The organism is Mycolicibacterium mageritense (assembly GCF_010727475.1).
Taxonomy (GTDB): domain Bacteria; phylum Actinomycetota; class Actinomycetes; order Mycobacteriales; family Mycobacteriaceae; genus Mycobacterium; species Mycobacterium mageritense.
On the sequence record NZ_AP022567.1, the window covers coordinates 6,940,749 to 6,965,472 of the forward strand.

At 65.5% G+C, this 24,724-nt stretch carries 31 protein-coding genes and 1 pseudogene; 17 read left to right on the forward strand and 15 right to left on the reverse strand.

The window, feature by feature from the left end; all coding sequences use genetic code 11:
* The first annotated feature begins 61 nt into the window (after positions 1-61).
* Both G6N67_RS33410 and G6N67_RS33415 read left to right on the forward strand, forming a co-directional pair.
* Positions 62-508, forward strand: coding sequence for an MmpS family transport accessory protein (locus tag G6N67_RS33410; RefSeq protein ID WP_110798653.1), 447 nt, complete (start codon positions 62-64; stop codon positions 506-508).
* Positions 505-3,390, forward strand: a complete 2,886-nt coding sequence (locus G6N67_RS33415; RefSeq protein ID WP_036439681.1) for an MMPL/RND family transporter — start codon at positions 505-507, stop codon at positions 3,388-3,390. The genes G6N67_RS33410 and G6N67_RS33415 overlap by 4 nt, the downstream gene beginning before the upstream one ends.
* Here the strand turns inward: G6N67_RS33415 and G6N67_RS33420 are convergent.
* Both G6N67_RS33420 and G6N67_RS33425 read right to left on the reverse strand, forming a co-directional pair.
* Positions 3,387-3,836 (reverse strand): hypothetical protein, encoded by a 450-nt coding sequence (locus tag G6N67_RS33420; RefSeq protein WP_036439679.1) that lies wholly within the window; start codon positions 3,834-3,836, stop codon positions 3,387-3,389. The genes G6N67_RS33415 and G6N67_RS33420 overlap by 4 nt on opposite strands.
* Positions 3,837-3,895: 59 nt before the next feature.
* Positions 3,896-4,810 carry a hypothetical protein gene (locus tag G6N67_RS33425; protein WP_036439677.1) on the reverse strand — a complete coding sequence of 305 codons (915 nt, stop codon included), beginning with the start codon at positions 4,808-4,810 and terminating at the stop codon, positions 3,896-3,898.
* Between the two features lie 184 nt (positions 4,811-4,994).
* On the opposite strand from G6N67_RS33425, the gene G6N67_RS33430 reads away from it, so the two are divergent.
* Together G6N67_RS33430 and G6N67_RS33435 are read left to right on the forward strand one after the other, a co-directional pair.
* On the forward strand, positions 4,995-5,948 hold the full coding sequence (locus G6N67_RS33430; protein ID WP_036439675.1) for an alpha/beta hydrolase: 954 nt from the start codon (positions 4,995-4,997) through the stop codon (positions 5,946-5,948).
* Entirely contained in the window at positions 5,945-6,343 is a 399-nt protein-coding gene (locus tag G6N67_RS33435; RefSeq protein WP_036439673.1) for a PPOX class F420-dependent oxidoreductase, read from the forward strand. The genes G6N67_RS33430 and G6N67_RS33435 overlap by 4 nt, the downstream gene beginning before the upstream one ends.
* A gap of 14 nt (positions 6,344-6,357) precedes the next feature.
* On the opposite strand, the gene G6N67_RS33440 is transcribed toward G6N67_RS33435, so the two are convergent.
* Complete coding sequence (locus G6N67_RS33440; RefSeq protein ID WP_036439671.1) at positions 6,358-7,047, reverse strand: type 1 glutamine amidotransferase domain-containing protein; 690 nt, start codon at positions 7,045-7,047, stop codon at positions 6,358-6,360.
* A 157-nt stretch (positions 7,048-7,204) separates the two neighbouring features.
* Here G6N67_RS33440 and G6N67_RS33445 point away from each other — a divergent pair, with 157 nt between their 5' ends.
* From G6N67_RS33445 to G6N67_RS33460, 4 genes are all read left to right on the forward strand, one after another.
* A complete protein-coding gene (locus G6N67_RS33445; protein ID WP_230021463.1) occupies positions 7,205-8,236 on the forward strand; it encodes an AraC family transcriptional regulator in 1,032 nt (343 codons plus the stop codon).
* Positions 8,233-9,282 carry an AraC family transcriptional regulator gene (locus G6N67_RS33450; protein ID WP_036439669.1) on the forward strand — a complete coding sequence of 350 codons (1,050 nt, stop codon included), beginning with the start codon at positions 8,233-8,235 and terminating at the stop codon, positions 9,280-9,282. The genes G6N67_RS33445 and G6N67_RS33450 overlap by 4 nt, the downstream gene beginning before the upstream one ends.
* Before the next feature lie 13 nt (positions 9,283-9,295).
* Positions 9,296-10,288, forward strand: a complete 993-nt coding sequence (locus tag G6N67_RS33455; RefSeq protein WP_036439667.1) for an NAD(P)H-quinone oxidoreductase — start codon at positions 9,296-9,298, stop codon at positions 10,286-10,288.
* A gap of 98 nt (positions 10,289-10,386) precedes the next feature.
* Positions 10,387-10,758, forward strand: a complete 372-nt coding sequence (locus G6N67_RS33460) for a DUF6319 family protein (RefSeq protein WP_036439665.1) — start codon at positions 10,387-10,389, stop codon at positions 10,756-10,758.
* Between the two features lie 18 nt (positions 10,759-10,776).
* On the opposite strand, the gene G6N67_RS33465 is transcribed toward G6N67_RS33460, so the two are convergent.
* Together G6N67_RS33465 and G6N67_RS33470 are read right to left on the reverse strand one after the other, a co-directional pair.
* Complete coding sequence (locus G6N67_RS33465) at positions 10,777-12,144, reverse strand: hypothetical protein (protein ID WP_036440647.1); 1,368 nt, start codon at positions 12,142-12,144, stop codon at positions 10,777-10,779.
* A gap of 523 nt (positions 12,145-12,667) precedes the next feature.
* The gene (locus G6N67_RS33470; RefSeq protein WP_036439663.1) at positions 12,668-13,015 is read right to left on the reverse strand and encodes a nuclear transport factor 2 family protein; all 348 of its coding nucleotides are present in this window, start codon (positions 13,013-13,015) and stop codon (positions 12,668-12,670) included.
* A 371-nt stretch (positions 13,016-13,386) separates the two neighbouring features.
* Here G6N67_RS33470 and G6N67_RS33475 point away from each other — a divergent pair.
* Together G6N67_RS33475 and G6N67_RS33480 are read left to right on the forward strand one after the other, a co-directional pair.
* Positions 13,387-14,622, forward strand: a pseudogene (locus G6N67_RS33475) (IS256 family transposase).
* 587 nt (positions 14,623-15,209) lie between these two features.
* Positions 15,210-15,650, forward strand: a complete 441-nt coding sequence (locus G6N67_RS33480) for a MerR family DNA-binding transcriptional regulator (protein ID WP_036439661.1) — start codon at positions 15,210-15,212, stop codon at positions 15,648-15,650.
* 7 nt (positions 15,651-15,657) lie between these two features.
* Here G6N67_RS33480 and G6N67_RS33485 read toward each other — a convergent pair whose 3' ends face one another.
* Positions 15,658-15,948, reverse strand: a complete 291-nt coding sequence (locus tag G6N67_RS33485; protein ID WP_051579172.1) for a hypothetical protein — start codon at positions 15,946-15,948, stop codon at positions 15,658-15,660.
* A gap of 134 nt (positions 15,949-16,082) precedes the next feature.
* On the opposite strand from G6N67_RS33485, the gene G6N67_RS33490 reads away from it, so the two are divergent.
* On the forward strand, positions 16,083-16,283 hold the full coding sequence (locus tag G6N67_RS33490) for a hypothetical protein (protein WP_036439659.1): 201 nt from the start codon (positions 16,083-16,085) through the stop codon (positions 16,281-16,283).
* A gap of 85 nt (positions 16,284-16,368) precedes the next feature.
* On the opposite strand, the gene G6N67_RS33495 is transcribed toward G6N67_RS33490, so the two are convergent.
* Positions 16,369-16,617 carry a hypothetical protein gene (locus tag G6N67_RS33495; protein WP_036439658.1) on the reverse strand — a complete coding sequence of 83 codons (249 nt, stop codon included), beginning with the start codon at positions 16,615-16,617 and terminating at the stop codon, positions 16,369-16,371.
* 167 nt (positions 16,618-16,784) lie between these two features.
* Between G6N67_RS33495 and G6N67_RS33500 the strand changes: the two genes are divergently transcribed.
* Positions 16,785-17,126, forward strand: a complete 342-nt coding sequence (locus G6N67_RS33500; protein WP_036439656.1) for a hypothetical protein — start codon at positions 16,785-16,787, stop codon at positions 17,124-17,126.
* A gap of 196 nt (positions 17,127-17,322) precedes the next feature.
* Here the strand turns inward: G6N67_RS33500 and G6N67_RS33505 are convergent, their stop codons facing one another.
* Genes G6N67_RS33505 through G6N67_RS33515 form a run of 3 tightly spaced genes read right to left on the reverse strand, consistent with a single transcriptional unit; the run spans position 17,323 to position 18,257 of the window.
* Positions 17,323-17,892, reverse strand: a complete 570-nt coding sequence (locus G6N67_RS33505; RefSeq protein ID WP_036439654.1) for a putative endonuclease domain-containing protein — start codon at positions 17,890-17,892, stop codon at positions 17,323-17,325.
* 8 nt (positions 17,893-17,900) lie between these two features.
* Positions 17,901-18,083, reverse strand: coding sequence for a hypothetical protein (locus tag G6N67_RS33510; RefSeq protein ID WP_036439652.1), 183 nt, complete (start codon positions 18,081-18,083; stop codon positions 17,901-17,903).
* A gap of 18 nt (positions 18,084-18,101) precedes the next feature.
* Entirely contained in the window at positions 18,102-18,257 is a 156-nt protein-coding gene (locus tag G6N67_RS33515; RefSeq protein ID WP_163642400.1) for a hypothetical protein, read from the reverse strand.
* A gap of 182 nt (positions 18,258-18,439) precedes the next feature.
* Between G6N67_RS33515 and G6N67_RS33520 the strand changes: the two genes are divergently transcribed.
* The 3 genes from G6N67_RS33520 to G6N67_RS33530 are packed head-to-tail and all read left to right on the forward strand — an operon-like array spanning position 18,440 to position 19,095.
* Positions 18,440-18,694, forward strand: coding sequence for a hypothetical protein (locus G6N67_RS33520; protein ID WP_036439650.1), 255 nt, complete (start codon positions 18,440-18,442; stop codon positions 18,692-18,694).
* The gene (locus G6N67_RS33525) at positions 18,694-18,903 is read left to right on the forward strand and encodes a hypothetical protein (protein ID WP_036439648.1); all 210 of its coding nucleotides are present in this window, start codon (positions 18,694-18,696) and stop codon (positions 18,901-18,903) included. The genes G6N67_RS33520 and G6N67_RS33525 overlap by 1 nt, the downstream gene beginning before the upstream one ends.
* A gap of 6 nt (positions 18,904-18,909) precedes the next feature.
* The gene (locus tag G6N67_RS33530) at positions 18,910-19,095 is read left to right on the forward strand and encodes a hypothetical protein (protein ID WP_036439645.1); all 186 of its coding nucleotides are present in this window, start codon (positions 18,910-18,912) and stop codon (positions 19,093-19,095) included.
* Between the two features lie 234 nt (positions 19,096-19,329).
* On the opposite strand, the gene G6N67_RS33535 is transcribed toward G6N67_RS33530, so the two are convergent.
* Positions 19,330-19,794: a hypothetical protein gene (locus G6N67_RS33535; RefSeq protein ID WP_131524833.1), complete on the reverse strand. Its 465-nt coding sequence runs from the start codon at positions 19,792-19,794 to the stop codon at positions 19,330-19,332.
* A 223-nt stretch (positions 19,795-20,017) separates the two neighbouring features.
* Between G6N67_RS33535 and G6N67_RS33540 the strand changes: the two genes are divergently transcribed.
* Positions 20,018-20,656: a hypothetical protein gene (locus tag G6N67_RS33540; RefSeq protein ID WP_131805287.1), complete on the forward strand. Its 639-nt coding sequence runs from the start codon at positions 20,018-20,020 to the stop codon at positions 20,654-20,656.
* A 664-nt stretch (positions 20,657-21,320) separates the two neighbouring features.
* Here G6N67_RS33540 and G6N67_RS33545 read toward each other — a convergent pair.
* The 4 genes from G6N67_RS33545 to G6N67_RS33560 form a co-directional block, all read right to left on the reverse strand.
* Positions 21,321-21,767, reverse strand: a complete 447-nt coding sequence (locus tag G6N67_RS33545; protein ID WP_036439639.1) for a macro domain-containing protein — start codon at positions 21,765-21,767, stop codon at positions 21,321-21,323.
* A gap of 124 nt (positions 21,768-21,891) precedes the next feature.
* Positions 21,892-22,089, reverse strand: coding sequence for a hypothetical protein (locus G6N67_RS33550; RefSeq protein ID WP_036439637.1), 198 nt, complete (start codon positions 22,087-22,089; stop codon positions 21,892-21,894).
* On the reverse strand, positions 22,089-22,367 hold the full coding sequence (locus tag G6N67_RS33555) for a hypothetical protein (RefSeq protein ID WP_036439635.1): 279 nt from the start codon (positions 22,365-22,367) through the stop codon (positions 22,089-22,091). Before G6N67_RS33555 ends, G6N67_RS33550 begins: the two co-directional genes overlap by 1 nt.
* A complete protein-coding gene (locus tag G6N67_RS33560) occupies positions 22,364-23,242 on the reverse strand; it encodes a hypothetical protein (protein WP_230022551.1) in 879 nt (292 codons plus the stop codon). Before G6N67_RS33560 ends, G6N67_RS33555 begins: the two co-directional genes overlap by 4 nt.
* A 654-nt stretch (positions 23,243-23,896) precedes the next feature.
* On the opposite strand from G6N67_RS33560, the gene G6N67_RS33565 reads away from it, so the two are divergent.
* Positions 23,897-24,700, forward strand: a complete 804-nt coding sequence (locus tag G6N67_RS33565; RefSeq protein WP_036439633.1) for an HNH endonuclease family protein — start codon at positions 23,897-23,899, stop codon at positions 24,698-24,700.
* Positions 24,701-24,724: the final 24 nt, after the last annotated feature.

The following is a 24,724-nucleotide window of genomic DNA, read 5'->3' on the forward strand; positions in this document are numbered from 1 at the left end:
GCTGCCCTAGAGGAGATCCCATACCGTCCGCGCCTGTCGCCGCTCATTGAAAGGGTCACGGATGCAGCGGTTTTCGATCAGACGCCGGCTGAGTCAACGCTGGATGCTGGTCGTGGCGGTCGTGGTGGTCGCGGTGGCCGGGTACGCGGTGTTTCGGCTGCACGGCATCTTCGCCGCCCACGACGTCACCGCCACCCCCAGCGGTGCGGTGAACGACATCGTGCCGTTCAACCCCAAACATGTGGTCATGGAGGTCTTCGGCCCGCCGGGCACGGTGGCCACCATCACCTACATGGACGTCAACGCCCAACCGCAGCGCGCCGACGCGGTTCCGCTGCCCTGGTCCTACGACACCACGACCACGCAGCCCGCGGTGTTCGTCAACGTTCAGGCGCAAGGTGACAGCGATTCGATCGGCTGCCGAATCAAGATCGACGACGTGATCAAGGACGAGAGATCGGTGACCACCTTGAACGCCTACACCTACTGCTTGGACAAATCCGGATGAGCGTGCAGCGCGTCCCGGACCTGATCCGGCAGTTCTCGGTGCTCATCGCCCTTTTCTGGTTGGGCCTGGCGGTGGTGACGAACGTCTTCGTTCCGCAGCTGGAAACCGTTGCCGAATCGCACAACGTGTCGCTGAGCCCGCAGGACGCGCCGTCGTTGCAGGCCGCCAAGCGGATCGGCAAGGTGTTCGGCGAGTTCGACTCCGACAGCTCGGCGATGATCGTCCTCGAGGGTGATCAGCCGCTCGGCGCCGACGCGCATCACTTCTACGACGGCCTGATTCAGAAGCTCCGGCAGGACACCAGGCACGTCCAGCACATTCAGGATTTCTGGGGCGACCCGCTCACCGCGGCAGGCTCACAGAGCACCGACGGCAAGGCCGCCCTGGTGCAGGTGTACCTGGCCGGAAACCAGGGCGAGTCGTTGGCCAACGAATCCGTCGACTCTGTCCGTGACATCGTCGAGCACAGTCCGCCGCCGCCGGGTGTCAAGGCCTATGTCACCGGCGCCGCGCCTCTGGTCACCGATCAATTCGAAGTGGGCCGTCACGGCACATTGAAGACCACGTTGATCACCATCGGGGTCATCCTGGTGATGCTGCTGTCGCTCTACCGCCGCGTCACCACGGCGATCCTGGTGATCTTCACCGTGATGATCGAATTGACGGCTTCCCGTGGCGTCGTCGCCGTGCTCGCGAACGCCGGCGTCATCGAACTCTCGACGTATTCGACGAATCTGCTGACGCTGCTGGTGATCGCGGCCGGCACCGACTATGCGATCTTCATCCTCGGCCGCTTTCACGAAGCGCGTTACGCCGGGCAGGACCGCGTCTCGGCGTTCAACACGATGTACCACGGGACCGCGCACATCATCTTGGGTTCGGGCCTGACGATCGCAGGTGCGGTGCTGTGCCTGACCTTCACGCGGCTCCCCTATTTCCAGAGCCTGGGAATTCCCGCGGGCATCGGTGTCCTGGTGGCGGTGGTCGCGGCGTTGACGTTGGCACCGGCCGTGCTCGTCGTCGGCCGCCACTTCGGCCTGTTCGAACCCAGCCGCCCGATGCGCACCCAGGGCTGGCGGCGCGTCGGCACGGCCATCGTGCGCTGGCCCGGCCCCGTGCTGGTGGTGACGGTCGGGGTGGCCCTCATCGGTCTGCTCGCCCTGCCCGGGTACTCGACGAGCTATGACGCGCGTCCCTACATGCCGGCCGACGCTCCGGCCAACGTCGGCTATGCGGCTGCGGAACGCCACTTTTCGCAGGCCCGGCTGAACCCCGAACTGTTGATGGTCGAAGCCGACCACGATCTGCGCAATTCCACCGGCATGATCCTGCTGGAGCGCGTTGCCAAGGCGGTCTTCCACACCGACGGCATCGCTCAGGTGCAGTCGATCACGCGTCCGCTGGGCACGCCCTTGGACCACTCGTCCATACCGTTCCAGATCAGCGCAGGCAGCTCAGGGCAGATCAACAACCTGCCGTTCCAGCAGGCCCGTGGTGCCGACCTGCTCAAACAGGTTGATGTGATCAACAATTCGATCAACATCCTGCGTCAGCAGTACACGCTGCAGCAGCAGTCCGGTGAGATCACCGACGAGCAGGCCAAAGCCTTCCAGCAGACGGTCGCCACGGCCAAGGATCTTCGCGACAAGATCGCGGACTTCGACGACCAGTTCCGCCCGCTGCGCAACTACTTCTACTGGGAACCACACTGTTTCGACATCCCGATGTGCGCCGCGCTGCGATCGGTATTCGACGCGCTCGACGGTATCGACGAACTGACCGATCAGCTCGCCAGTGTGTCGGGAAGCATCGACAAACTGGACGCGCTGCAGCCGAAACTGCTTGCGTTGATCCCGCCGCAGATCGCAAGCCAGCAGACCAACCGTGACCTGACGCTGACCAACTACGCCACCACGTCGGGTATCAACGACCAGACCGAAGCGGCACTGCAGAATTCGACCGCGCTGGGCCAGGCGTTCGACGCCTCGAAGACCGACGACTCGTTCTACCTTCCGCCGGAAGCGTTCACCAATCCGGAGTTCCAGCGCGGACTCAAGCTGTTCCTGTCCCCGGACGGCAAGGCCGCCCGCATGATCATCACGCACGAGGGCGATCCCGCGACGCCCGAAGGTATTTCGCACATCGACAACATTCGGCATGCCGCGCAGGAAGCAGTCAAGGGCACGCCCCTGGCCGGGTCCAACATCTACATCGCCGGCACCGCCGCCACGTACAAAGACATCCAGGACGGCGCCAAATACGACCTCATGATCGCCGGGATCGCGGCGCTGAGCCTGATCCTGCTGGTCATGATGTTCATCACGCGCAGCATCGTCGCGGCGTTCGTGATCGTGGGCACCGTGGCGCTGTCGCTGGGTGCCTCGTTCGGGCTGTCGGTGCTGATCTGGCAGGATCTGCTTGGCATCCAGCTGTTTTGGATCGTGCTGGCGCTGGCGGTCATCCTGCTGCTGGCCGTCGGATCGGACTACAACCTGCTGCTGGTCTCGCGGTTCAAGGAGGAGATCGGCGCCGGTTTGAACACGGGCATCATCAGGGCCATGGCCGGCTCGGGCGCGGTGGTGACCTCGGCAGGTCTGGTGTTCGCCGCGACCATGGCGTCATTCGTGTTCGCCGACTTGCGGATTCTCGGCCAGATCGGCACCACGATCGCCTTCGGCCTGCTGTTCGACACGTTGATCGTGCGGTCGTTCATGACACCGTCCATCGCAGCCCTGCTCGGCCGCTGGTTCTGGTGGCCGCTGCGGGTACGGCCCCGTCCGGCGAGTCAGATGCTGCAGCCCTACGGATCTCGCGCAGCGGTTCGCCAGCTGCTGCTGTGGGAGGACGGTGACCCGATCGCCGGGTCGCAGAGACGCAGCTAAGCCGGCTCGGTCATCAAAGGCGCTACTTGCAGCTTCTTCTTCAGCCGCGCGACCCTGTGCAACTGGGCGGCGATGTTCATGGACGTGAGCATCGGGATGCCGCCGATGAACGTGCGGAACGAGGGGTTGCCGCCATGCACGTGCAGTTCGTAAAGGCAGCCGACCACGTAGAAGAAGCCCATGCTGAACAGCACGGCCGGAATCGCGTACGCGAGCGGTGACCGCGCGTCGTCGACCAGTTCGGTCGCGTAGTCGAACTCGTCCCGCGTCAGCGGCTCGCGCTTGCGCAGCTTGGCGAGCACCACCTTGTGGGCGCCGACCTGTTCGCCCAACGGCGCGGGCGTTCGCTTCTCCAGACGGGTGATGTACACGAACACGCATGCGGCGAAGGTCAATGCCATCACGCCGGCGAGAATCGTCAGATCACCCCACAACCCGAGACCCACTGTGCCGCTCCTTCACCCCGAGCCGCCGTCGTTACCGAGAACTGCTAACTAACGCTACCTCACCCGAAGGCCTTCAGTGGCCGCGGCAGGTTCAGCGCCAGTTGCGCATTCCTGGTCACCTCGAGGCTGAGGATCCGGGAGGCACCGAGTCCGTTGAGCAGGTCACTCAGCGGCCCGCCGTGACGGGTGATGCTGACGTCGCGCGGGAAGCTCCGCTGGGCATATGACAGCGTGTTGGACTGCACCGACGTCTGGTGCCACTCGCCGTCGACCAGATGGATCATCGTGTTGGTGCCCATCCGAGACTGTGCCGGGACGTCGGTGAAATCCGGCAGCGGCGCCTGCAGAGTGACGTCCGGTTGGCCTGCGGGCCCGTCGATCTCAGCCCGCACGGCGTCGCTGATGTCGACGTTGATGTCGGTGCGCCACTTGGGCAGCTGGTAGCCGTTGACTCCGCGCACCCGGGCGATCTCGGTCGTGACGGGCAGGGCGAGCACGTGGGCGTAGAAGTTCCTGCGCCGGACCGCGTCGAGCAGTTCGAGCTCGGGCAGCAGACTCGACACCGGCCCCCGCCGGCCGGGCTTGCGGATGACGACCGCGACGGACACCTCGTCGTACGGGTCGTTGTCGCACACCGCATACGAGAAGAAGGTCAGCGCCGTGACACCGAAACCGGGGACGGCCCGCAGTGGCTCGAGCGGCGCCGGAAGCATCGCGGCCAGGCGGTCGAACGGCGCGAGCAGGTTGGCCTGAACGATGCTCGCGCGGTAATAGAAGTTCGGTGCCCACAGCGGCCCGACGCGCGAGGACACCTGGACCTTGGGGATTCGGCGGAACCAGTCGATGTTCCCGACCGCGGGATCTTGTGCCACCTCGTCGAGGTCGGGGTTCGACCGGAAGCGGTCGTAGTACCCGCCCTTCGGCACCTCGACTGTCTGGCCGGCGAATTCGACCTCGGTGAGTTCCGTAGCCATGGTGATGGACCTCGTCCTTCGTAGTGGGTTGGTGGCTCCAGGCTGCCAGCGCAACGGTCGCGCTCACAGGTGCCGGATGGCCAAGAAGTTGTGATATCGGGCCGGAGGCGTGTTTGCCGGAGCGGATGCGGGAAGGATCGACACAGTTCGACTCGTGACCGGTCCGAAACCGAGGAGGCAAGCCATGACCGACATCAATCCAGTACTGGAGCCCGAGGCCGCCGAGTTCTGCAAGGCCACCGACACCCCGCCGTTCCTCTACCAACTGCCGCCGGCCGAGGGTCGCAAGGCGGTCGACGAGGTGCAGTCCGGCGATGTCGACAAGCCGGCGGTCGACGAGGAGTGGGTCACGGCCGAGGGCGGGCCCACGGGCTCGGTGCGGGTGCGCATCGTCAAACCGGTCGGCGTGAGCGGCCCCCTGCCGGTGGTCTTCTACATCCACGGCGCGGGCTGGGTCTTCGGCAATGCCCACACCCATGACCGCCTGGTGCGCGAACTGGCCGTCGGCGCCGAGGCCGCCGTCGTGTTCCCCGACTACGACCTGTCCCCAGAGGCGAAGTACCCGACCGCGATCGAACAGAATTATGCCGCCGCGCAATGGGTGTTCGCCCACGGCGCCGAGAAGGGCCTGGACGCTTCGCGGTTCGCGGTCGCGGGCGACTCGGTGGGCGGCGACATGGCCGCCGTGCTGACCCTGATGGCCAAGGATCGCGGTGACGTCACCATCGCCCACCAGGTGCTGCTCTACCCCGTCACCGCAGCCGATTTCGACACCCCGTCGTATCACCAGTTCGCCGAGCACTACTTCCTGACCCGCGAAGGCATGAAGTGGTTCTGGGATCAATACACCGAGAACGATGCACAGCGCGACGAGGTCTACGCCTCTCCCCTGCGGGCCACCGTCGACCAGCTCTCAGGCCTGCCACCGGCCCTGGTCATCACCGCCGAGGCCGACGTGCTGCGTGACGGCGGCGAAGCCTACGCCGCCAAACTGCGCGCCGCGGGCGTGCCAGTCACCCAGGTTCGATTCGGCGGCATCATCCACGACTTCATGATGCTCAACGCCCTGCGGTCGACCCAAGCCGCCACCGCCGCAATCAAATTGGCGCAAGACACGCTTCGCCAGGCGCTGCGGTGACCGCCACCGCGTCGGATTGGAACACCATCGGCCGGGCGAGCTATGTGTCGTTCACCAGATACCGCAAGGACGGCAGCGCCGTCGCGACGCCGGTCTGGATCGCCCCGGCCGACGGCAAGCTGTACTTCTTCTCCGAGGTCGGCGCACACAAGGTCAAGCGCATCCGCCGCAATCCGGCGGTGACACTGCAACCCTGTGATGTGCGCGGGAGGCTTACGCCGGGCTCGCCGGTCGTCGAGGGCACCGCGCGTGTCCTCGACTTCGAAGACACCCCGGAGGTGCGCAAGATCGTCAATCGCAAGTATCCCGTGTTGGGCCGGCTCAGCCAGTTGGGCGTGTGGATCACGCGGCGTCAGCGGGCGTCGTTCGCGATCGAGATCTCGCCCGTCACGTAATCCGGCTGGGGCGCTCAGCCCTCCAGCACAGAGACGACCTTCTTGGCGGTCTCTTTGGCGGAACCCGGATTCTGGCCCGTCACGAGCCGACCGTCGACCACGACGTAGGAGGTGAACGGAATCAGACCCTTCTCGTACAGCGCGCCGCGCTTCTTGATCTCCTCTTCGGCGTTGTAGGGCACCAGCTTGTCGACCCGGGCCAACACCTCCTCCGACCACGCGAACCCGGTGAGCTTGCGCCCGGCGACCAAGAAGGATCCATCCGAGAGCTTGGTGTTGAGCAGGCCGCAGTAGCCGTGGCAGACCGAAGACACCACGCCGCCACGTTCGAATATCTCACGCGAGATACGTTGCAAGCCTTCACTGTCAGGAAAATCGAACATCACCGCATGGCCGCCGGTGAAGTAGATCGCGTCGAAGTCCGCCGAGTCGATCTCATCGGGTGACGCGGTTTCGGCCAGCAGCGCCATCTTTGCCGGGTCGGCCTTCCAGGCCTTGGCGCTCTTGTCGTAGTTCGGGAACTTCAGCGATCGCGGTTCCAACGGCGACAGGCCGCCTTTCGGGCTGACGATCGTCTGGTCGTAACCCGCCTCGGCGAATACGTGATACGCGTGCGTCAGCTCCGAAAGCCACAGCCCGGTCGGCTCGGACGGATCCTCATAGTGGGAGACGTTGGTGACGACGTTCAGGATGCGCTTGGTCATGCTCCAAGAATTGCCGCGACGGGCCCCTGTTGCCAGCACCTGGCCACTTCTCACAACTTGTTGGCCATTCGTCACCTGTTGGGCAAGGCGTGCTCGTCCTTAACCTCGGTAGCGCATGATGAGAGCAAACAGCCAGACCGGCCGATGTGAGGTTCAGGTGAGTACGCACGATGTCCTGCGCTCCCCGGCAGGCGCGGCGCTGCTCGTCGACCTGGCAGCCGAGCACGGAATGGCCCATGCCGACGTGCTGCGCGGAACACCCCTCACCCGAGAGGCGCTCGACGACCTCGACGCCGAGGTCCGACTTCGCGATGAGCTGCAGATCATCAGCAACATGCTCGACGCGCTTCAGGACGTCCCGGGGCTCGGCGTCGAGGCCGGTCTGCGGTGCCATGCCGCCTCCCCCGGAATCTGGGGGCTCGCGCTCATGAGCTCGGCGACACTGGGCGACGCGATGTTGGTGGGTATGTCGCTGGCCGCCCTCAGCTTCTGCCTGTGCCGCCTGAGCACGTCTGCCGACCCGGCCGACGGCACCGGCCGGTTGATTCTCGACCCGACCGCGCTCCCGGTCGGCGTACAGAGCTTCGCCGTCGAGCGGGACAGCACCGGGATCCAGACCCTTCAGCGCGACCTGCTCATGACGCCCGACGCCGAACTTCGGGTCGCGTACACGATGGCGCGCCCACCAGAGGCGGTGGTACAGAAATACGTCGACGTGTTCGGCGTCGAGCCCGAGTTCGAAGCACCGCAGAACTGCCTCATCCTCAGCCTGGAATCGTTGGCCAAGCCACTGCCCCAGGCGAATCGATACGCGCGGTCGATGGCGGAGAAACAAGCAGTCGAACTGTTGAAGCAGCGGTCTGCACGTGCCGGCGTCGCAGGCCTGCTGCGTGATGTGATGCTGGCGAATGCGTCGCCGGTGCTGTCGCTCGACGACGCCGCGCAGCAGCTGTCGGTCAGCTCACGGACGCTGCGGCGCCACCTGGCTCAGGAAGGCGTGTCGCTGCGGGTTCTTCAGGAAGAGGTGCGCGAGGCCCTCGCCGAGGAGCTGCTTGTCAACGATCATCGTTCAGTTGCGGAAATTGCCGAGCGCCTCGGCTATTCGCAGGTGTCCAGCTTTACCAAGGCATTCCGACGCTGGAAGGGCGTCGGCCCACAGGAGTACCGCCGGCAGGTTCGCCCCCGATGACGACGATGGACGTGCATTCGAAACGGCCCGCCGCCAGTCTGGCGCTCATGCTCGACTGGGCCACCGAGTTCGGTCTGACGGCCCAACAATGTCTGGTGGGCACGCGGCTGACGCCGGCGGCGGTCCGCAACCCCTCCGCCGAGGTCAGCGGACAGCAAGAGCTCAAGGTGATCACGAACATCGTTGCCGCTCTTGGCGACCGGCCCGGGCTGGGATTACAGGCCGCGTCGCGATATCCGGTGACAGCCTTCGGGGTGTGGGGTTTTGCGATCCTCACCAGCCCGACCCTGGGCGAAGCCATCGACGTCGCGGTGAGATTTGTGCGACTGAGTTACGCCTTCTGCTCCTTCGAGACGCGCCGACACGGCGACGACCTGTCGATCGTCGTCGACGCCCGTGCGGTGCCGGTGCCGATCCGCCGATTTGTGCTGGAACGTGATGCCGCAGCCATTCCCAATCTGTACCGCGAGATCCTCGGCACATCGCCTCCACCGAGCCGCATCTCATTCGCTCTCCCCCATCCGGGGGCCGCCGTCGCAGTGTACGAGGACATGTTCGGCGCGGAGCCCGCGTTCGACGAGGCAGAAACGTCAGTCACCATCTGTGCGGCGCAGCTGAACGTTCCTCTGCCGCAGTCGAGTCCGCACACCGCCAAACTCGCCGAGCAGCAGTGCCGGATGCTGCTCGAGCAGCGGGAGGCCAGAACGGGCCGCGCGGGTCAGGTGCGGGATCTGTTGCTGGCCGACCCCGCTCGCCCACCCAGCCTCGCACAAGTGGCCGATCGACTGTCCTGCAGCACTAGGACGCTGCGCAGGCAGCTTGAGGCAGAGGGCACGTCGTTCCGCAAACTGCTCGACGAGGTGCGCCAGCATCTCGGCACCGAGTTGCTCCAAAGCGGCATGACCGTCGAGCAGGTGTCGAACCGGTTGGGATACACCGATGTCAGCAACTTTTCACACGCGTTCCACCGCTGGCAGGGCGACAGCCCGCGCGCGTACCTGGCCCGCAGGAACGCGTCGAGGTACATGACCACGAGAAACCGATAGAGGAGACAGCTGGATGTATGCGATAACGCTCAATGGTTTTGGCGATCCCGAGGTGATGGAGTGGGCACAGGTGGACGACCTGCCCGCCCCCGGTCCGGGCGAGGTCGCCATCGACGTGGTGGCCGCGGGGGTGAACCGGGCCGATGTGATGCAACGGATGGGTTTCTATCCCCCGCCGCCGGGGGCGAGCGAGATCCCGGGCCTCGAAGTGTCCGGGGTGATTGCCGAAGTCGGTGCCGGAGTCCAGGATTGGGCTCCCGGCGATGCCGTGTGCGCACTGCTGGCCGGGGGCGGCTACGCCGAGCGGGTCAACGTCGCCGCCAGTCAGGTGTTGCCGGTGCCGCAGGGTGTCACTGTCACCGCGGCCGCGGCGCTGCCGGAGGCCGCCGCCACCGTGTGGTCCAACGTGGTGATGACGGGCGGTCTGCACGATGGCCAGACACTGCTGATCCACGGCGGCGGCAGCGGAATCGGCACGCACGCAATACAAGTAGGCCGCGCACTGGGCGCGAACGTGGCGGTGACCGCCGGCAGCCAGTTCAAGCTGGAACGCTGCCGCGAACTAGGTGCACAGACCCTGATCAATTATCGCGAGCAGGACTTCCCGGCGATCGTCAACGCCGAATATCCCGGTGCCAACGTCATTCTCGACATCATGGGTGGCAGCTACCTGCCCAAGAACGTGCAAGCCCTCGCCGAGAACGGACACCTCACCATCATCGGTCTGCAAGGCGGCGCCGCGGCCGAGCTGGATCTCGGCGCGCTGCTGTTCAAACGTGGATCGGTGCACGCGACCAACCTGCGCCGACGCCCCGTGCAGGGGCCCGGATCCAAAGCCGAGATCATCGGCGAATTGCGGGAGCAGCTGTGGCCGTTGATCGCCGAGGGTGCGGTCAAGCCGGTCGTCGCGGCGGAAGTCCCGATCACCGACGCCGCCGAGGCGCACAAGCTGCTCGACTCCGACGAGACGGTTGGGAAGGTGCTGCTGACGGTGCGGGAAGCGTGAGGGCCTGAGGCCGGGTTGGCGTCACAGTCGAACATGTGTTCCAATGGGCGCTCGGCCCGGCCCGCGCGCTGCGGGCGATGTTCAGGAGGAGATCAACGATGACTGTAGACACTCTGGCACCCCAAGCGCCGTCGACCGACTCGGACATTCCCGCCGAGGAGAAGCCCCGGAAGGCGCCGGCGAAGAAGGCCTCGGGCAAGAAGACCAAGACTCTCGAGCTGACCCTCACCGTCACGGGCACCGCGGACGGTGAATGGCGCGCCGAGCTGAAGCAGGGCGGCACCTTCCTAGCCCGTGATCTCGCGGTCGCGGCTGCCGCCGTGTCCCGCGCGGCCAAGGAACTGCACGAGGATCTCTCCACCCCCATCGACGCGGTGATCGAGGAGGCCCGCGCCCAGCAGGCTGCCAGGGTCGCGGCCCTCGAATCCGAACTGGAAGCGGCCCGCAAAGCGCTCGCCGATCTCGCGTGAGAACAGCGAATTCGTCGACTACCGAACCGAATCCATCGGGATCGACGGGCTGACGAGGCGGAACTTCGAGTTGCTGCGTTCCATGAACCGGCGTTCGAAAGTTCCCTCGATATGCCTGCCGTCCAATTCGCCCGTCAGCACCAGCCGGTCCTTGTCCGGTTGGGTCGCGCGCAGGACGACCTCGGTCACATCGGTATCGGGCTTGCGCAATTCGAGACGATCACCGTCGATGTCGAGCAGCCACCTGGTGGTGTAACCCGCCGGGTCTTGGCTGACAAACCTGACCACGCCGAGTTGGGGCACCTTGTTGCGATCGGTGATCGCCACGTTGATCCACGGCTGCGGATTCGTCTGGTTCAGCGTGGCTTCGCGCCCGTCGATGGTGAATGACGTTGCGCGCCAGACACCGTCGAGAGTAGACGATGGCGTGTGATAGCCGATGTAGGCCAGGACGCCGCCCACTCCGGTGATCACCAGCAACACCGCGGCGGTGCCGAATTTGGCGACCACACCGGCCTTCCGCAGCCAGCGTCTGTCCGCCCAGAGTGGCGTCCAAAGCTCAACGGGGCGCGTCTCACCGCGATTGAACACGACCCGGGCAAAGTTCGGCCACATCGGTACCGTGATCGCGATCGCCACCAAGAACAATTGGGCCGCAACCAACTTGACCGGCACGTCGTAGGTCAAGTTGAGCAGGAACACCTGCGCCGTGGAGATCACCGACCCGAGCGCTCCGAGCACCCACGTGCGGTTCCACAACAGCAGCAACCCCGACAGCAGTTCGATCGACCCGATGGCGACCGAATACGGCTCGGAGGCACCCACGAAACCCCACAGTGTGTTGAACAGACTGGTGTCGCCCGTCAACTGCAACTGGTGCTGTGGCAGCGGCATGTACCCCATCTGGACAGGGATCACCTTGCCCCATCCGTAGAAGATCATCACCAGTGCCAGCCCGAAGCGCGCGAACACCAGAAGCGACGCCGCCAGGCTGCGGTAGTTGGGGCGCCGCCGATCCAGGACGGTCCACAACGCAGTGATCGGCAGGGCCAACACGATCCACCCGAGCTGGAAACACCACATCCACAACATGTCTCCGCCGGCCGACCTGGTGATCTCGACACCACGCCCTCGACTGACATAGCTGCCGATCTGCGCGAGCAGCCACAGCAGCCGCTCGCAGGGGTAGTGCCCCTCGTCGAAGCCCACGACACTGCCGAACACCGTGACCAGCAGCACCACCCCACCGGTGACGGTGAGCATCCCACCGCCGACCGTGAAAAGCAGTCGGAAACCCAGTTTTTGAAGCGGGGTCCACTGCGGGACAGCTTCGGCCGCATCCGGTGCTTCGGGGGTTGCCACCACGGTGGGCGCAGTGCTCGTCACCATCGCCACGCGAGGCGCGTTGTCGACGCTCATCCCACCCACCCGGCACCGTTTCGTGTCGTCAAAGAAACGACTTCCGCTGCTGCCGTTAGGATTTCGCGGCCCGCTGCCGCGGCACAGCTACAGACGCACAGGCAACCCATTGGTGCCCCTTCCTCGCAGATGACGTCAGCCGTACGCTCCCCGCGATACCCCGACCGCCCAGTGGTTTGCTGGCCAGCAGAAGGTTACCGCGGCCAGACCCCGCCTGAACAGGGGTTTGTAGAAGTTTTAACTCGAGAAATGTTGCTGTGCAGTGGAATTCGGATAAGGCGAAGAGTTTGAGCCATTCCGCGAGTTTGCCTGCGCGCTCGTCTGCGCACGGCAACACCTCAAGCCACATGAACTAACTGCGAGACCGGGGCACTGCAGCAAAGATCGCCCGGTCGCGGCAGAATTGCCGGGTCATCGACCGACGCGCAGGGCCGTCACGCAAGAGGCCCGTCATCCAGCTTCGAATGACGGGCCCCGCGCGCGTTTGACGCTACTCGTCGATCACCACATAGAGGCTCGCGATCTTGTCGTCGCGGATGATCAGCACGTCTCGACCCGAGGCGATTGTGTCGCCGCCCTCGGGGCCGAGCGTCCACGCGTAGGTCACGAGATCCTGGGCAACCTGCGTGGGGCCGATTCGGGTGATCACGCTCCCGGGAAGCTGCGCCTGCAGTGCCGCGATGGCAGATTCGACACCGGCGTGACCGGTGAGTGCGGCGGCAGGCTCGCCCACGAAAACATCGGGCGAATAGATCTCGGCGATCGCCCGTTGCCGCTCGGGGCCGCTCGGCGAGTTCCAGGCGTTGAGGTGGGCGACGATGACGCTCTCGACGGACACGACGGTCTCCTTATGTCGGCGAGGCCGGGCGGACACCGACCATACCGAGGACAACCGGACTACGGTCCAGATATTCCCGGAGATTGAGGGCGGCGCAGGCTGGTGTTGGAGCAGCCGGAAGTGTGTGGTTCACCGACTCGCCCGAATCATCAGCCCGCGAGTACCGAGACTGAACACAGGGACAAAAATCGGCGCGATCGTGTCCCTCAGTACAGTCTCGGCGGCTAAGTCCCCTGGGGTGGTGGGAATTCGGGGACGGGGCTGAGGTGGGCGGAGATGTTCAGGCCGTGTCGGTGCCGGTGTTGGGGTGGGCCATCGCGTAGTGGTCAGTGAGTTACGTACCAAAGTGACTCACCGAAGGAAACCGCGCGATGACCCTTGACCATTCTGCCCTGCTCGCTCAGCTCGATGCACTGAAGTCCGCTGACTCGGGTGCGGTGTTCGCCGAGTTGATCCGTTCCGGGTTGCAGCAGCTCATCGAGGCCGAGGCCACCGCGGCGATCGGCGCGGGCCGTTACGAACGCAGCGACGGCCGCACGGTGCACCGCAACGGGCACCGCCCCAAGACCGTCTCCACGACCGCCGGGGACATCGAGGTGCAGATCCCCAAGCTACGGGCGGGATCGTTCTTCCCGTCGCTGCTGGAACCCCGCCGGCGTATCGACAAGGCGCTGCACGCGGTCATCATGGAGGCCTACGTGCACGGGGTGTCCACCCGCAGCGTCGATGACCTGGTGACGGCGATGGGCGTGCAGACCGGGGTGTCCAAGTCGGAGGTGTCGCGGATCTGCGCCGGCCTGGACCGCGAGATCACAGCGTTTCGGGAACGCTCGCTGACCCACACCAGCTTCCCCTACGTGTTCTGCGATGCCACCTTCTGCAAGGTCCGCGTGGGGGCGCACGTGGTCTCCCAGGCCCTGGTGGTCGCGACCGGCGTGTCGATCGACGGCACCCGTGAGGTGCTGGGCACCGCGGTCGGTGACAGCGAGTCGTTCGAGTTCTGGCGCGAGTTCCTCGCCTCGCTTAAGGCGCGCGGCCTATCGGGGGGTGCACCTGGTCATCTCCGATGCGCACGCTGGGTTGAAAGTCGCTGTGGCACAGCAGTTCACGAACTCATCGTGGCAGCGGTGCCGGGTGCATTTCATGCGGAACCTGCATACCGCGGTATCGGCCAAACACGCCCCGGCGGTTACCGCGGCGGTCAAGACCATCTTCGCTCACACCGAACCCGACGAGGTCGCCGCGCAGTGGGACCGGGTCGCCGACACCCTGGCCGCGTCGTTCCCGAAGGTGGCCGCGATGATGGGCGAGGCCAAGACCGACGTGTTGGCGTTCACTGCGTTCCCGAAGGCGCATTGGCAGAAGATCTGGTCGAATAATCCGATAGAGCGTCTGAATAAAGAGATCAAGCGTCGGGCCGATGTCGTGAGATCTTCCCCAATCCGGCGGCGTTCCTTCGCCTGGCCACCGCGGTGGTCATCGAATCCCACGACGAGTGGCAGGTCACCCGCCGCTACCTCTCCGATGTCTCCATGGACGAACTACGCGCCGTGATCGCCGCCAAACACGCCGCGGCAGCACTTGCCAAACAACACCAAATCGCCTAGCGTTCACCATGACTCGTTGATCACAACGCGTGAACCACGCCAGATCCGAAGTCCACCACTCCCCGGGACGCTATCGTCTCGGCGCGGAAACCCATTTCTGAGGAGCCGACGGTCACATGCCGCAGTGGTATGAAGTCGCCGCATCATGTCCCCCGAGCATCAAAAAAACTCGCTCGGCGTCGCCGGCGAGTTTTTCGATGGTCGGGCTGACAGGATTTGAACCTGCGACCACTTGACCCCCAGGAGTGTAGAGCACTGTTTTCCCAGCTCGCTACAACTGAGCCAACGACGCTGAACTGGGAAAATGCTCGTTCAGATCGCTATCGGAATAGCTGTTGAGTGTCACCGATGTGTCACTCTAACCGAGCGCATAATGGCTTCTGAACTGCGCCGACAAACGACGGGCCCGATTCAGCGTGTCACGTCTGCGTGCTTGACGCTAGGACCGTTTCGGTGCGTGCCGGCACCGGGCCGCCGGACGTCCGCCGACGACTACACCCACAGCTGCGGGCCGGTTCGCCGGACGTGCCGACGCTGCGGCTTGCCGCGCTACCGTCGAGGCTCGGACGCGAAGGGGGGAATAGAGGATGGGCGAGCCGTTGAAACTCTCCGAGGTGTCGAAACGGTGCGGGATTAAAGTGCGCACACTGCAGTTTCTGGTGGCCGACGGACTGCTGCCCGCCGAGCGCACACCGCAGGGCCATCCATTGATCCCCGACGACGCCGTGCCGACCTGGGCACAATGCCGGGCACTGCTGGAACAACACCGCGACAGGCACCTACAGCAGGCCGCCAAGATGCTCGACCGGGTGCTCCTCGAACTCGAGGCGGTGCGCAACGACATCACCGAAGCTCGCGAGCACCCCACCGAACCGCTGGGCATCGACTTCACCGCCGCATCGCGATATGGCTCGGGATCCGGACAGACGACACTCGCAGCAGCGATGACCCAGTTTGAGCACGCCCGCATCAACGTGGAGCTGTACCACCGCGCACTCACCGAGGTAATCGACGCGGACAGGACTTGATTCCGGCTCAGAGTCCGCCGCTGGCGAGGTAACGCGCGAGCCCGGCCGCATCGCTTTTGGCCGCTTCCACCAGAGCGGCCCCGGCGGCGTGCAGTGCCGCAGCTGCCGTCTCGCTACCGGCCATTTCGCTGAACAGCTGCCATCCCGCCGCGGTGGTGGGAACCGCGGGAACATCGCCGCGACGCACCGACTCCAGCAGCTCTGCCACCACGCCGCGCGGCTCGGTGTCGCACGCGCCGAACCGGACATAGCGCGCCTGCACCGCGGTCAATTCTTCAAGGGCCTGCTGCACACTCACCTGGGGTGTCCTTCCTCGTTGTGGCCAGCAGCATCACAGCGGTCCCTGCGAGATCAGGGGCATGGCGCGGCTCGGGCGGACGTTGCGGGCACGCACTGGTACACCGGTCGAACCACGCCCATGAGGAGACGAGAATGCACGCACGACTGGAACCGACCGGCGACGCCGAATGGAACTGGCAAGTGGTCGACGACAAGGGCACCGTGCTGGTGCGACTGGGCGGTGCCACGGATGCTGTGACCGGGCCGGCGCTGGCTTCACTGGTCGCCGATCACGGGTACCCGTCGGGTCAGTGGATCCCCGACGGCGACGGATTCCGCTTCGCAGCAACGTGACAGCAGCCCGCGGGTCCTGGACAGCAGGCGGCCTCGACAACCAGTGACGGTGTCGGGGCCGATTCGCGTTCAAAAGAATGGTGGGTTAGCGCAGCTGTTCCGGGATCTGGTGGTCGTACCCGGGGATCAACTTGCGCTCCCCGAACCGCGTCGTGTTGTCCGGATCCTCGCGCACGAAGTGCATCAGCGTGGACGCCTGCCCGATCAGTTGACCGTCGATGAACACCTGAGCGGTGGAGTTGTCGCGCGCACCGGCCGGCAGATAGGTAGCGCGGCCTTCGCGGGCGGCGTTGAGCACGTCGATGCGCTGCTGTTCGTGGTTGGGGCTGCCCATGGCGGTGGTTCCTCTCGTCAGCTGATGGCAGCGCGACTGTGCCTGCGCCGGTCCCCTGCCTGCGAGTGGGGCGCGCACGCGCCGCGACGGTCGCCGCTTCCGCCCTCGCGGCACGGTGACGGCACCGGACACCGACGCCGGCCGACCAATATCCGAGGAGACATCTGATGAGCACAGCAGCCGAGACCCTGTGGCCGATCCCCGATGACCTGCGCGGCACCGGCCGCACCGCGGCGGAGACGATCCGCGCGTTTCTCGACAAACACGACCTGATGGAGCACGGCGGCGGTGGACGGTTCTACACCCCTGAGCAGTGGGCCGATCGCGGCGAGGACTACGGCACGAAATCGCTCCTGGTCGTCACCCATGACGGCGGCGACCATGCGCGGGCGTTCAACCTCGACTACGGCGACCACCAGTCGCACGAAGCCCTGCAGAACGCTCTCGGCGAGGTCGGCATGTACGTGGAAGGCTGCACAACCTGGTACTCCGCGGTCTACCGTCGCTGATCGTCGATTCGTTGCATGGACCCGGAAAGTCTCACGGCCTCGCGCGGCTTCCTCATCAACCGGGCCCGCACCACCTCCGGGTCCACGCACGAATCGCACAGCCACACAACGGGTAGCGGAAAGTCCGGATCTGGCGGGTAATAGTGCGGGCCCGGCGCGCGGCAAGCTGAACACAGTCGCAGCTGCGGATCGCGGGTCACGGCCGCACCGCCGGAACTGTCCAGAACGTCGGCGGCAGCATCCGCGCGCCAGCGACCGCGCGCAGCACCGCTGTCCCATCGCGGGCCGGATCGAAATCGGACTGCGCAATCACCACGTCGTTGGGGCTCAGCGCCTGCGTGCCGTCGATGCGCACCCGCACCACGCGCAGACCCCGCGCAGCGTAGAACCGGTTGCGCATGATGTCCTCAGCGATCTTGTCCGGTGTGCCGTGCCAGTGGTCCGGATCGACCTCGACAGCAGCGAACGGTCGACGGATCAGGATGTCGGGGGTGAAGAACCGGTTCTTGCCGGCGCTGTCACGTCCCATACACATCATCGTTCCCTGCGGGTACGTCGCATATCCCGCGTCCTCCAGCACCTTTCGCACTCGCTGTTCAGTCTTCGACGTCGCGGACGACCCGCCGGCGGACAAGTCACCGGGCCTCGCCCGGCCGCGATCCATCTTCGGCAACACCGGCGGCGTCTTGCGGTGGTTGTGCGCCCATACCGCCCACACCACCAGTAGCGATAGCGGCACCACCGGGTGCAGCAGGAACTCGATCATGCAGTCGTTCAGTCCCCCGCGACGAACGTCAGCTGATCCTCGCCGACTGTGTCGAACAGCTCAGCGAGGCTGATCTCACCGTTCGCGTAGTTGTCGATGTCATGCTGGGCGGCCTGGGCTTGCGTCTGGACATGAGCGGGGTACTTCGACGTGTCGGCGCGATAGCGCAGCGTCATCGTGATCGATGCCATCCGAATGCCTCTCGTGAATCAGGGGTAGACGCGGACCGTTACCGGCGTCCCGGACCGGCGGTCAGTGCCCTCCAAGTCGACGGACGCACGCTTGCCTGCGGCCACCTCACCGACCAGCTGAGCTGCGTCGCCGTTGTCGGACAGGGTCAAGCTGACGGTGATGTCGTGTGCCATGGCGCCGACCGTAGGCCAGAACAAGCAGGTCTCGCGAGGTGCGGCGCGCACTGTCCAGCCGGGACGTCCGCAGGACGTGACACCGACCGAACGATGCGGACGGATGGGCCGGAGTACCCGGTGGCCATCGTGGATCGCGCCGCGTACCCGCTGCACTGTGTGCCACTGACACGATTCCCGGCATGACCTACAACGGACGCGCGGTGCTCGAACAGGTCGCCGCACAACACGGGTGGACCACCGTCTCTGTGACTCCGTGCTTCGAAGACCGGGAGCAGGTCATCTACGGCCGCGAGGGCGTCGAGATCCTGATCGCGTGGACACCACTGAACACCGCGACGTGTGTCGTGAAGAACTACGGAAAACCCGATGAGACGGTGGCTGACGGCCCGCTGGGTCTGATCACCGCTCGGGGCTGGATGGAGGAGAACTGCTGATGTCGATCATCGGTGAGGGCGTCGAGAAGACCCTGACCTACGAGGAGGCCACTGCGATCCTGGCCGAGCCCGGCTACGACGCCTATGGGCGACTGCGTCTGTACGGGATCATCGCCGACGGTGAATCCGCCGGCCAGCTCGCCGCCATCAAATCGCAGCAGAACCTCGAACGGTTCAGCTACACCCGCATCTACTCAGTCGAACGGTAAAGCGCCATGGTCGAACTCGGCAATGTGGTCAAGACGGCCGACGGTGCGATCGGCGCCGTCGTCGACTGGCTCGACCACGGGATGCGCCCGGGCATTTTCACCATCGAGTGGGACGAGGTGACGTTCACGGGCGAAGCTCCCCCACGCCACTGGACACGAGCCGAGGCCGAAGCACTGATCATCCTGCCGTGAGCCGGATCGGCGGAGTCTACCTGCCCCGACACCAACCCTCGCAGTCCCAACCTCCCGTGCGGTTTCTGCGAGCTGGGCCGAACCAGAACAGCATCGCCGACAGCGTGGCGCGATTGACAGCTGCGAGGGGCATCAGTTGGGAAGTGGCAGAACGGCTAACGGATCGGCTATAGCTGGTCCGGCGCGAACGGTTGCAGCAACCCGATCCCCGTGTTCGTTGATCGGGTTGCTGCGCTACTCAGGATCCGCGATCCAGTCCGCCGACACCGTCTCAGCGTCGGCCAAGAGGCGCCCGACAGAGCCGCTAGAGGAGAGCACCAGTGGAACGAGGCTGTTGGCGTTCCCGGGCGCGCGGACCTCGAATGCGACGATGGGAAGGCTGTCACCGTCCTTCGAGGTGGCAGTCAGGCCCGCAGGAGCGGGCAGGATCAGTGACTCGGGTTCTTGGGCCGCCGGTGGCGCGGATTCGGCTGGTGCCCACGGAGATTCCATTGCGACCATCCCCGTCAGCTCCGGGACCGGCTGCACTTCCACGTTCATGTCAAGGTAGCCAGGAACAACACGTTCTCTCTCGGGATTCTCGCGGTGGTGCTGGTGCAGTAGCGCGACCACCGGCCGGGGATGGTCCGGGTGAACGTAGACATGCATCCCCGGAGCCAACGCGGTGGTCCCGATTGTCTTCCAGTGCTCGTTTGCCATCATCGTGTCCTCTCGCCTGTTTGGTGGGTTGTCGGGGACGCTACGTTGCACCGTCTACGAGCGCACCCATCAATTGACCCACGGCATGGGGCTGTGATTGTCAGCTATCCGGTGCCCGCAGCTGCGACTCAATCCCGTTCATCGAGATAAGCTGAGTACCGCACGGAGTCACCTGTGCCACCTCATTAGGGAGAGGGCAGTGACTCGGTCTATAGGCGGCCTGATGTTGAGCCGTCTTGCGCGCGAGTTTGCCGCCGAAATCGCTGACCACGACTGGTCAGACGCACCGTATCGACTAGACCGTGCAGGACACCAGCGCAGTTTTGATAGCCGCCCCAGTCCCAGCCGACTCGAAGACGTTGAAACTGACCGGTTGCGAACCAACGTTGCGTGGGTAGTGGGGCAGGTTCTCGCGTATTCCGATCCCAACTTCGACATCGACGAGTTCGTCTCGGCCTGCGGCGTTCCTCGATCGATCACTCACCGCACAAATGGCTCGCGCAGTGGCGTGATCGAGAACGGGTTGCGTTGGCGCGATTTTCACAACCGTGCTCTGCACGCCCCGGGTGCACCACTGTGGCGCGCGAAGATGCTGTGCGACGTCACAAACCTCGAGGAATTCGTGCGCCAGTTGGGGTCACTCGCCAGCAGGTCCGCCGCAGGTCCAGGCATCGACCCGCACGTTGACGCGGTCATCGACTCAGCCACAGGGAGAGACCATATCGTGACACTCGTGGTAAAGGCATGGGATTCAGCCGGAGCTGAGCAGCGCGCGATGCAGATCGTCGAAGCTGCCAGCTCGGCTGCAAACGGCGGAACGGTGACAAGTATCAGCTGCGTCGAATTCACATTCGCTCCATAGGCGGTGCGCAGCGGCGTCGGCCGCGGATCCTGCACGAGACACGCGGACACGGTGCCTCCGTGCCGGGCACCCGATTCCCGCGCTGCTGCTGCCATCATCGCGCGCATGCCAACACACGGTGGACTCGACGACACCCAACGCCAACGACTCTGTGAAACGAAGGTGACCCTCGACGGGGAGCCCTCCGCCGGAGCCGGTCGGGATGGTGCCGATGGCCGGCGCCGCCGACGGGACCAGATTCCCGTTGGCGACCGGCGCCTGGGCGACGGGCGCTGCGGCGGGCTGGGCCACCGGGAACTGTGCGACCGGGGCCTGTGCGACCGGGAACTGCGCGGCCGGCGCGGGAGCGGCAACCGGAGCCGGAGCCGCCACGGGAGCGGGAGCGGGAGCGGCAACCGGAGCGGGAGCGGCCACGGGAGCGGGAGCAGCCACGGGGACCGGGGCGGGTGCGACGGGAGCGGGGGCGGTCATGTCAGTCTCGTTTCTGTTGCTGTTGCTGTTGCTGTTTCAGTTGCTGTTGCTGATCCGGTGCGGATGCGTAACCGGTGAGCTTCCCCGCTCACAGGCTGCGGAACTCACCCGCACCGGATGGGTGAAGTTGTACTCGGCATCCCCGACAAGCAACGGCGCATGCAACAGGCTGCGCTTCGGCGTGTCGCGGCGACTAGGCCAGCGTCACCAGCGTCACGGCCACCGGTGACTCCTCGGACACCTCGCGGATGATCGCGACCGCCCTTGCGGGGTCCAGTCCACCGATACCTCCGCCTATCAGCGGAACCGCCACCGACCGGATGCCGTGCCCGACAGCCAGTTCCAGGCCAACAGTCAGTGACGACCGCAGCCACTCCTCGGTCGCGTTGGGCCCGGGATGATCCTGGCTGGCGCAGTGGATAATCGTCTTGTCCCCCGGCCCTTGCGTGCAGATCATCGCTCCGCCCGGCGGTAAGTCACCGCGCCGGGCGAGTACCTGGTACTGGTGAATTGCGTTGGGGTGTTGCAACTTCATCACAGCTGCCACGCCAGCACCGGCGACGCCTTTGCAGTTGACGCCGTGCGCGATGGCCTCAGCCGGGTGGGCGAAGAGGTCGCCGATCTCATGGGTGAAGCTCATGTGCGGTCCTTAGTGTCTATGCAACGTTCGAAGTTTCGACGTTGAGGCCAGCAGTGGTTGATGTGTGCGGGGGGTGGTAGCCGGCCGCGGATCAGGACGTGACACCGCGACGGGGACGCACCGGTCAGGCCGGTTCGTAGCGGTGTGCGGTCGCAGCGTCGATGCATACGCCGTGTCCGTGGTCGAACTCGGCGCAGACAATCGGTCCGGCGGACGGATCGTCGCGTGTGTCAGCCGGCCGGATCTCGTGCACGGTGAGCACCTTGCCCCGGTCGTCGCGGATCCGATCGCCGACACTGGTGGCATTGACGTCCAGGCCCATCACAGCTGTGCCCTCTGGTCCGCGGTGAACTGATCCCAGGAGCGCCCGGCCAGCCCCAGCGGTGACCGGTGATCGGCGATCAGTTCGGCGGCGTAGCGGTCGCAGTCTGTCAGCTGGTCCGTGCTGGCGCCCGCGGCGATCGCTCGGTCCCTCGCCTGCAATCGCACCGCCTCGTGGCCGGTACGGTTCTCCCAGAACCGCTCATGGCTGGGGAGCCGGTCAAACCAGCAAGCGACGCTGTACTGGTCCAACGCATGCTGCAGCGCGGTGATACTCACGCCGCGCCGTTCTCGGACAGCGCGTCGCCATCTGTGCCGCCCTCACCCCCGGTCGCACCGACGGTCGGTCCCTCGTCCTCGTCGTCGGCGAGGTCCGCGCCAGCGCCTGCTCCGCCGCTGTCCCCGAGCGTGGTGGCCACCGCGACCTCGGGGTCCTCGACGTCGAGATCCGGGTGGTAGGCGTGCGCCGCAAGCACCGCGCGGAACACACCCGCACATGTGACGGTCACGATCGAGGCCGGATGCGCGCGGGTGTAGATCTCCACGGGCTCCTTGAAGACCGCCGCGATCGCACCGACTTTCTTGATGGTCTCGGCGGTGAACGCCTGCACCTTCCCCACCTTGAGCGGGGCATTGCTCATATCGTCCCCAGCGCCGCGCGCACCCAGAATCTCGCGGGCACCTTTGGCCTGCAACGTCTTGAGCACCGAACGGATCGGGAAGTCGTCGGCATCCTGCAGCGGGATGTAGTGGCGGGAGTCCGCCTCGCCCAGTGCGCCGTCGGTCAGGGTGCGCATCAGCAGCGTCGATCCCTCATCGACCACCGACAGCTCCACCTCGGTGGAGGCCTCCTTGTCCTTTTTCTTCACGGCGGAAGCCGCACCCCGGGCCGCCGACAGCAACTGGTTGGCCTGGTCGAGTGAGAACTTCACCAGCGGCAGGTCGCCGTCGCATTCGAATATCGCCTGTCCCGGACTGATGCCGTCAGAAGCGAGGAACGCCAACGAGTTCTGTGAGCCGACCTCGGCTGTCTCCACGCGTGCGGTGCCGAGCAGCACGGCGGCGTGCGTGGGGTCGTCCTTGCCGGCGAAGGCCATCACTTTCGCTGCTGACAGACCTTTGACGAACGCCTTGTTGTCGATCACGGCTGTCATCGCCGGACCACCTTTCGGTTGCTGCGGAGTGTGCGGCGGCTGCACTGCGCGAGACCGCCGACGCCGCGGTGCTCGTGTGCCCGCGGTGCGCGCAATCTAGGACCGGCGCGGGACCGCCGCGGGTCTGCGGCGCGACTGCCCCCGCGCCGGCGCCCTCACACGGTGTGCAGCAGTCAAAAGCGAGCTCAAGAGCACCCCACACGAGCCGCTATCCACCGACCGGTTCCCGCCGGGCTCCGTCACCGGGCCTTGCGTCGCCAACGTGCGTGCGTACGGGCCCGACACCTGCCGGCGCCGCGATGCTCCAACCCGCGCTCCAACCGGCACTCAGAACTTCGCTCAAACAGGCACTCAAAACCGTACTAAATCAGTGCCTCAAAGTAGTCCTCAAAATCGCTATCAGTGCCGCCGTACAGCGCATACAAGCAGCTCACCGCCGTGCCCCGGTGACGCTTCCGAATGCGCAGACGGGCATCCCCGGCGGTATACAGACCCACCACCGGGGAGCGGCCGCCCGGCGAACGTGCTGCGCGCACGACCCGAAAACGGTGCCGCGGCTGGATGCCGAATGACGGGGACGTGACAGTTCCCGAGCGCGGCCGCTGTCGCGCCGCGGAAGGGCCGCAACGGCAGCGGCGGCCACACTGCGCGGCCATGGGAACAACGAATAAGACCTCCGGCATCGTCTCTACCCTGCTGCAGCTGGCGTTGATCGGGTTGATCATGGTCGTGACCGCCGTCGTGCTGCTCGGATCACTGGCCGGCACTGCGGTTCCGGTGATCGGGCCGGCCATCTCAGCAACCCGCGAATGGATCGCAGGCAGTGGAGATGAACAGGAACCGGCCGGCAACGCAGTTCCGCCCGGCTCCGCCGGCGCGCCGATGGCTTTAGGCGGAACAAGTACCCCCAGCCCCGACCCGTCCACCCTCGTGGTCGCCCCGCAGGCATCCATGAACGGCTACGCCCGCGTACGGTTCGGTCAGGCGTGGACCGATGACGTCGATGTCGAGGGCGGGAATAACAACTGCGACACGAGGAACGACATCCTCGCCCGCGACTTGACCGCGGTGACCACACTCGACGGGTGCAAGGTCGCCTCTGGAACATTGGTCGATCCCTACACCGCGGAGATCATCGGCTTCATGCGCGGGAAAGACACCTCAGCGGCGGTACAGGTCGATCACATCGTGGCCCTGGCCAACAGCTGGGTGTCCGGGGCGTGGACGTGGGACCTGCCCGCGCTCAAGCAGATCGCCAACGACCCGCTCAACCTCTTGGCGGTCGACGGGCCAGCCAACATGGGCAAGGGTGCCAAAGCAGCTGACGAGTGGCTGCCGCCCAACCCCGCGTTCCAGTGCACCTACGTCAAACGTCAGGTCATGGTGAAGAACAAATACCGCCTCAGCGTCACGGCCCCGGAGAAAGCTGTGATGGAGCGCTTTCACGGTCAGTGCTGAGTTTCTGAGACCACAACGATCAGC

Coding starts and splice junctions, on each gene's coding strand:
- G6N67_RS33560 (WP_230022551.1), bottom strand. CDS start 23,242: ATGACAGCCGTGATCGACAACAAGGCGTTCGTCAAAGGTCTGTCAGCA.
- G6N67_RS33540 (WP_131805287.1), top strand. CDS start 20,018: ATGTTGAGCCGTCTTGCGCGCGAGTTTGCCGCCGAAATCGCTGACCAC.
- G6N67_RS33490 (WP_036439659.1), top strand. CDS start 16,083: ATGCACGCACGACTGGAACCGACCGGCGACGCCGAATGGAACTGGCAA.
- G6N67_RS33480 (WP_036439661.1), top strand. CDS start 15,210: ATGGGCGAGCCGTTGAAACTCTCCGAGGTGTCGAAACGGTGCGGGATT.
- G6N67_RS33455 (WP_036439667.1), top strand. CDS start 9,296: ATGTATGCGATAACGCTCAATGGTTTTGGCGATCCCGAGGTGATGGAG.
- G6N67_RS33410 (WP_110798653.1), top strand. CDS start 62: ATGCAGCGGTTTTCGATCAGACGCCGGCTGAGTCAACGCTGGATGCTG.
- G6N67_RS33535 (WP_131524833.1), bottom strand. CDS start 19,794: ATGGCAAACGAGCACTGGAAGACAATCGGGACCACCGCGTTGGCTCCG.
- G6N67_RS33510 (WP_036439652.1), bottom strand. CDS start 18,083: ATGGCATCGATCACGATGACGCTGCGCTATCGCGCCGACACGTCGAAG.
- G6N67_RS33530 (WP_036439645.1), top strand. CDS start 18,910: ATGGTCGAACTCGGCAATGTGGTCAAGACGGCCGACGGTGCGATCGGC.
- G6N67_RS33430 (WP_036439675.1), top strand. CDS start 4,995: ATGACCGACATCAATCCAGTACTGGAGCCCGAGGCCGCCGAGTTCTGC.
- G6N67_RS33460 (WP_036439665.1), top strand. CDS start 10,387: ATGACTGTAGACACTCTGGCACCCCAAGCGCCGTCGACCGACTCGGAC.
- G6N67_RS33550 (WP_036439637.1), bottom strand. CDS start 22,089: ATGGGCCTGGACGTCAATGCCACCAGTGTCGGCGATCGGATCCGCGAC.
- G6N67_RS33565 (WP_036439633.1), top strand. CDS start 23,897: ATGGGAACAACGAATAAGACCTCCGGCATCGTCTCTACCCTGCTGCAG.
- G6N67_RS33450 (WP_036439669.1), top strand. CDS start 8,233: ATGACGACGATGGACGTGCATTCGAAACGGCCCGCCGCCAGTCTGGCG.
- G6N67_RS33505 (WP_036439654.1), bottom strand. CDS start 17,892: ATGATCGAGTTCCTGCTGCACCCGGTGGTGCCGCTATCGCTACTGGTG.
- G6N67_RS33425 (WP_036439677.1), bottom strand. CDS start 4,810: ATGGCTACGGAACTCACCGAGGTCGAATTCGCCGGCCAGACAGTCGAG.
- G6N67_RS33525 (WP_036439648.1), top strand. CDS start 18,694: ATGTCGATCATCGGTGAGGGCGTCGAGAAGACCCTGACCTACGAGGAG.
- G6N67_RS33500 (WP_036439656.1), top strand. CDS start 16,785: ATGAGCACAGCAGCCGAGACCCTGTGGCCGATCCCCGATGACCTGCGC.
- G6N67_RS33440 (WP_036439671.1), bottom strand. CDS start 7,047: ATGACCAAGCGCATCCTGAACGTCGTCACCAACGTCTCCCACTATGAG.
- G6N67_RS33515 (WP_163642400.1), bottom strand. CDS start 18,257: ATGGCACACGACATCACCGTCAGCTTGACCCTGTCCGACAACGGCGAC.
- G6N67_RS33415 (WP_036439681.1), top strand. CDS start 505: ATGAGCGTGCAGCGCGTCCCGGACCTGATCCGGCAGTTCTCGGTGCTC.
- G6N67_RS33520 (WP_036439650.1), top strand. CDS start 18,440: ATGACCTACAACGGACGCGCGGTGCTCGAACAGGTCGCCGCACAACAC.
- G6N67_RS33545 (WP_036439639.1), bottom strand. CDS start 21,767: ATGAGCTTCACCCATGAGATCGGCGACCTCTTCGCCCACCCGGCTGAG.
- G6N67_RS33495 (WP_036439658.1), bottom strand. CDS start 16,617: ATGGGCAGCCCCAACCACGAACAGCAGCGCATCGACGTGCTCAACGCC.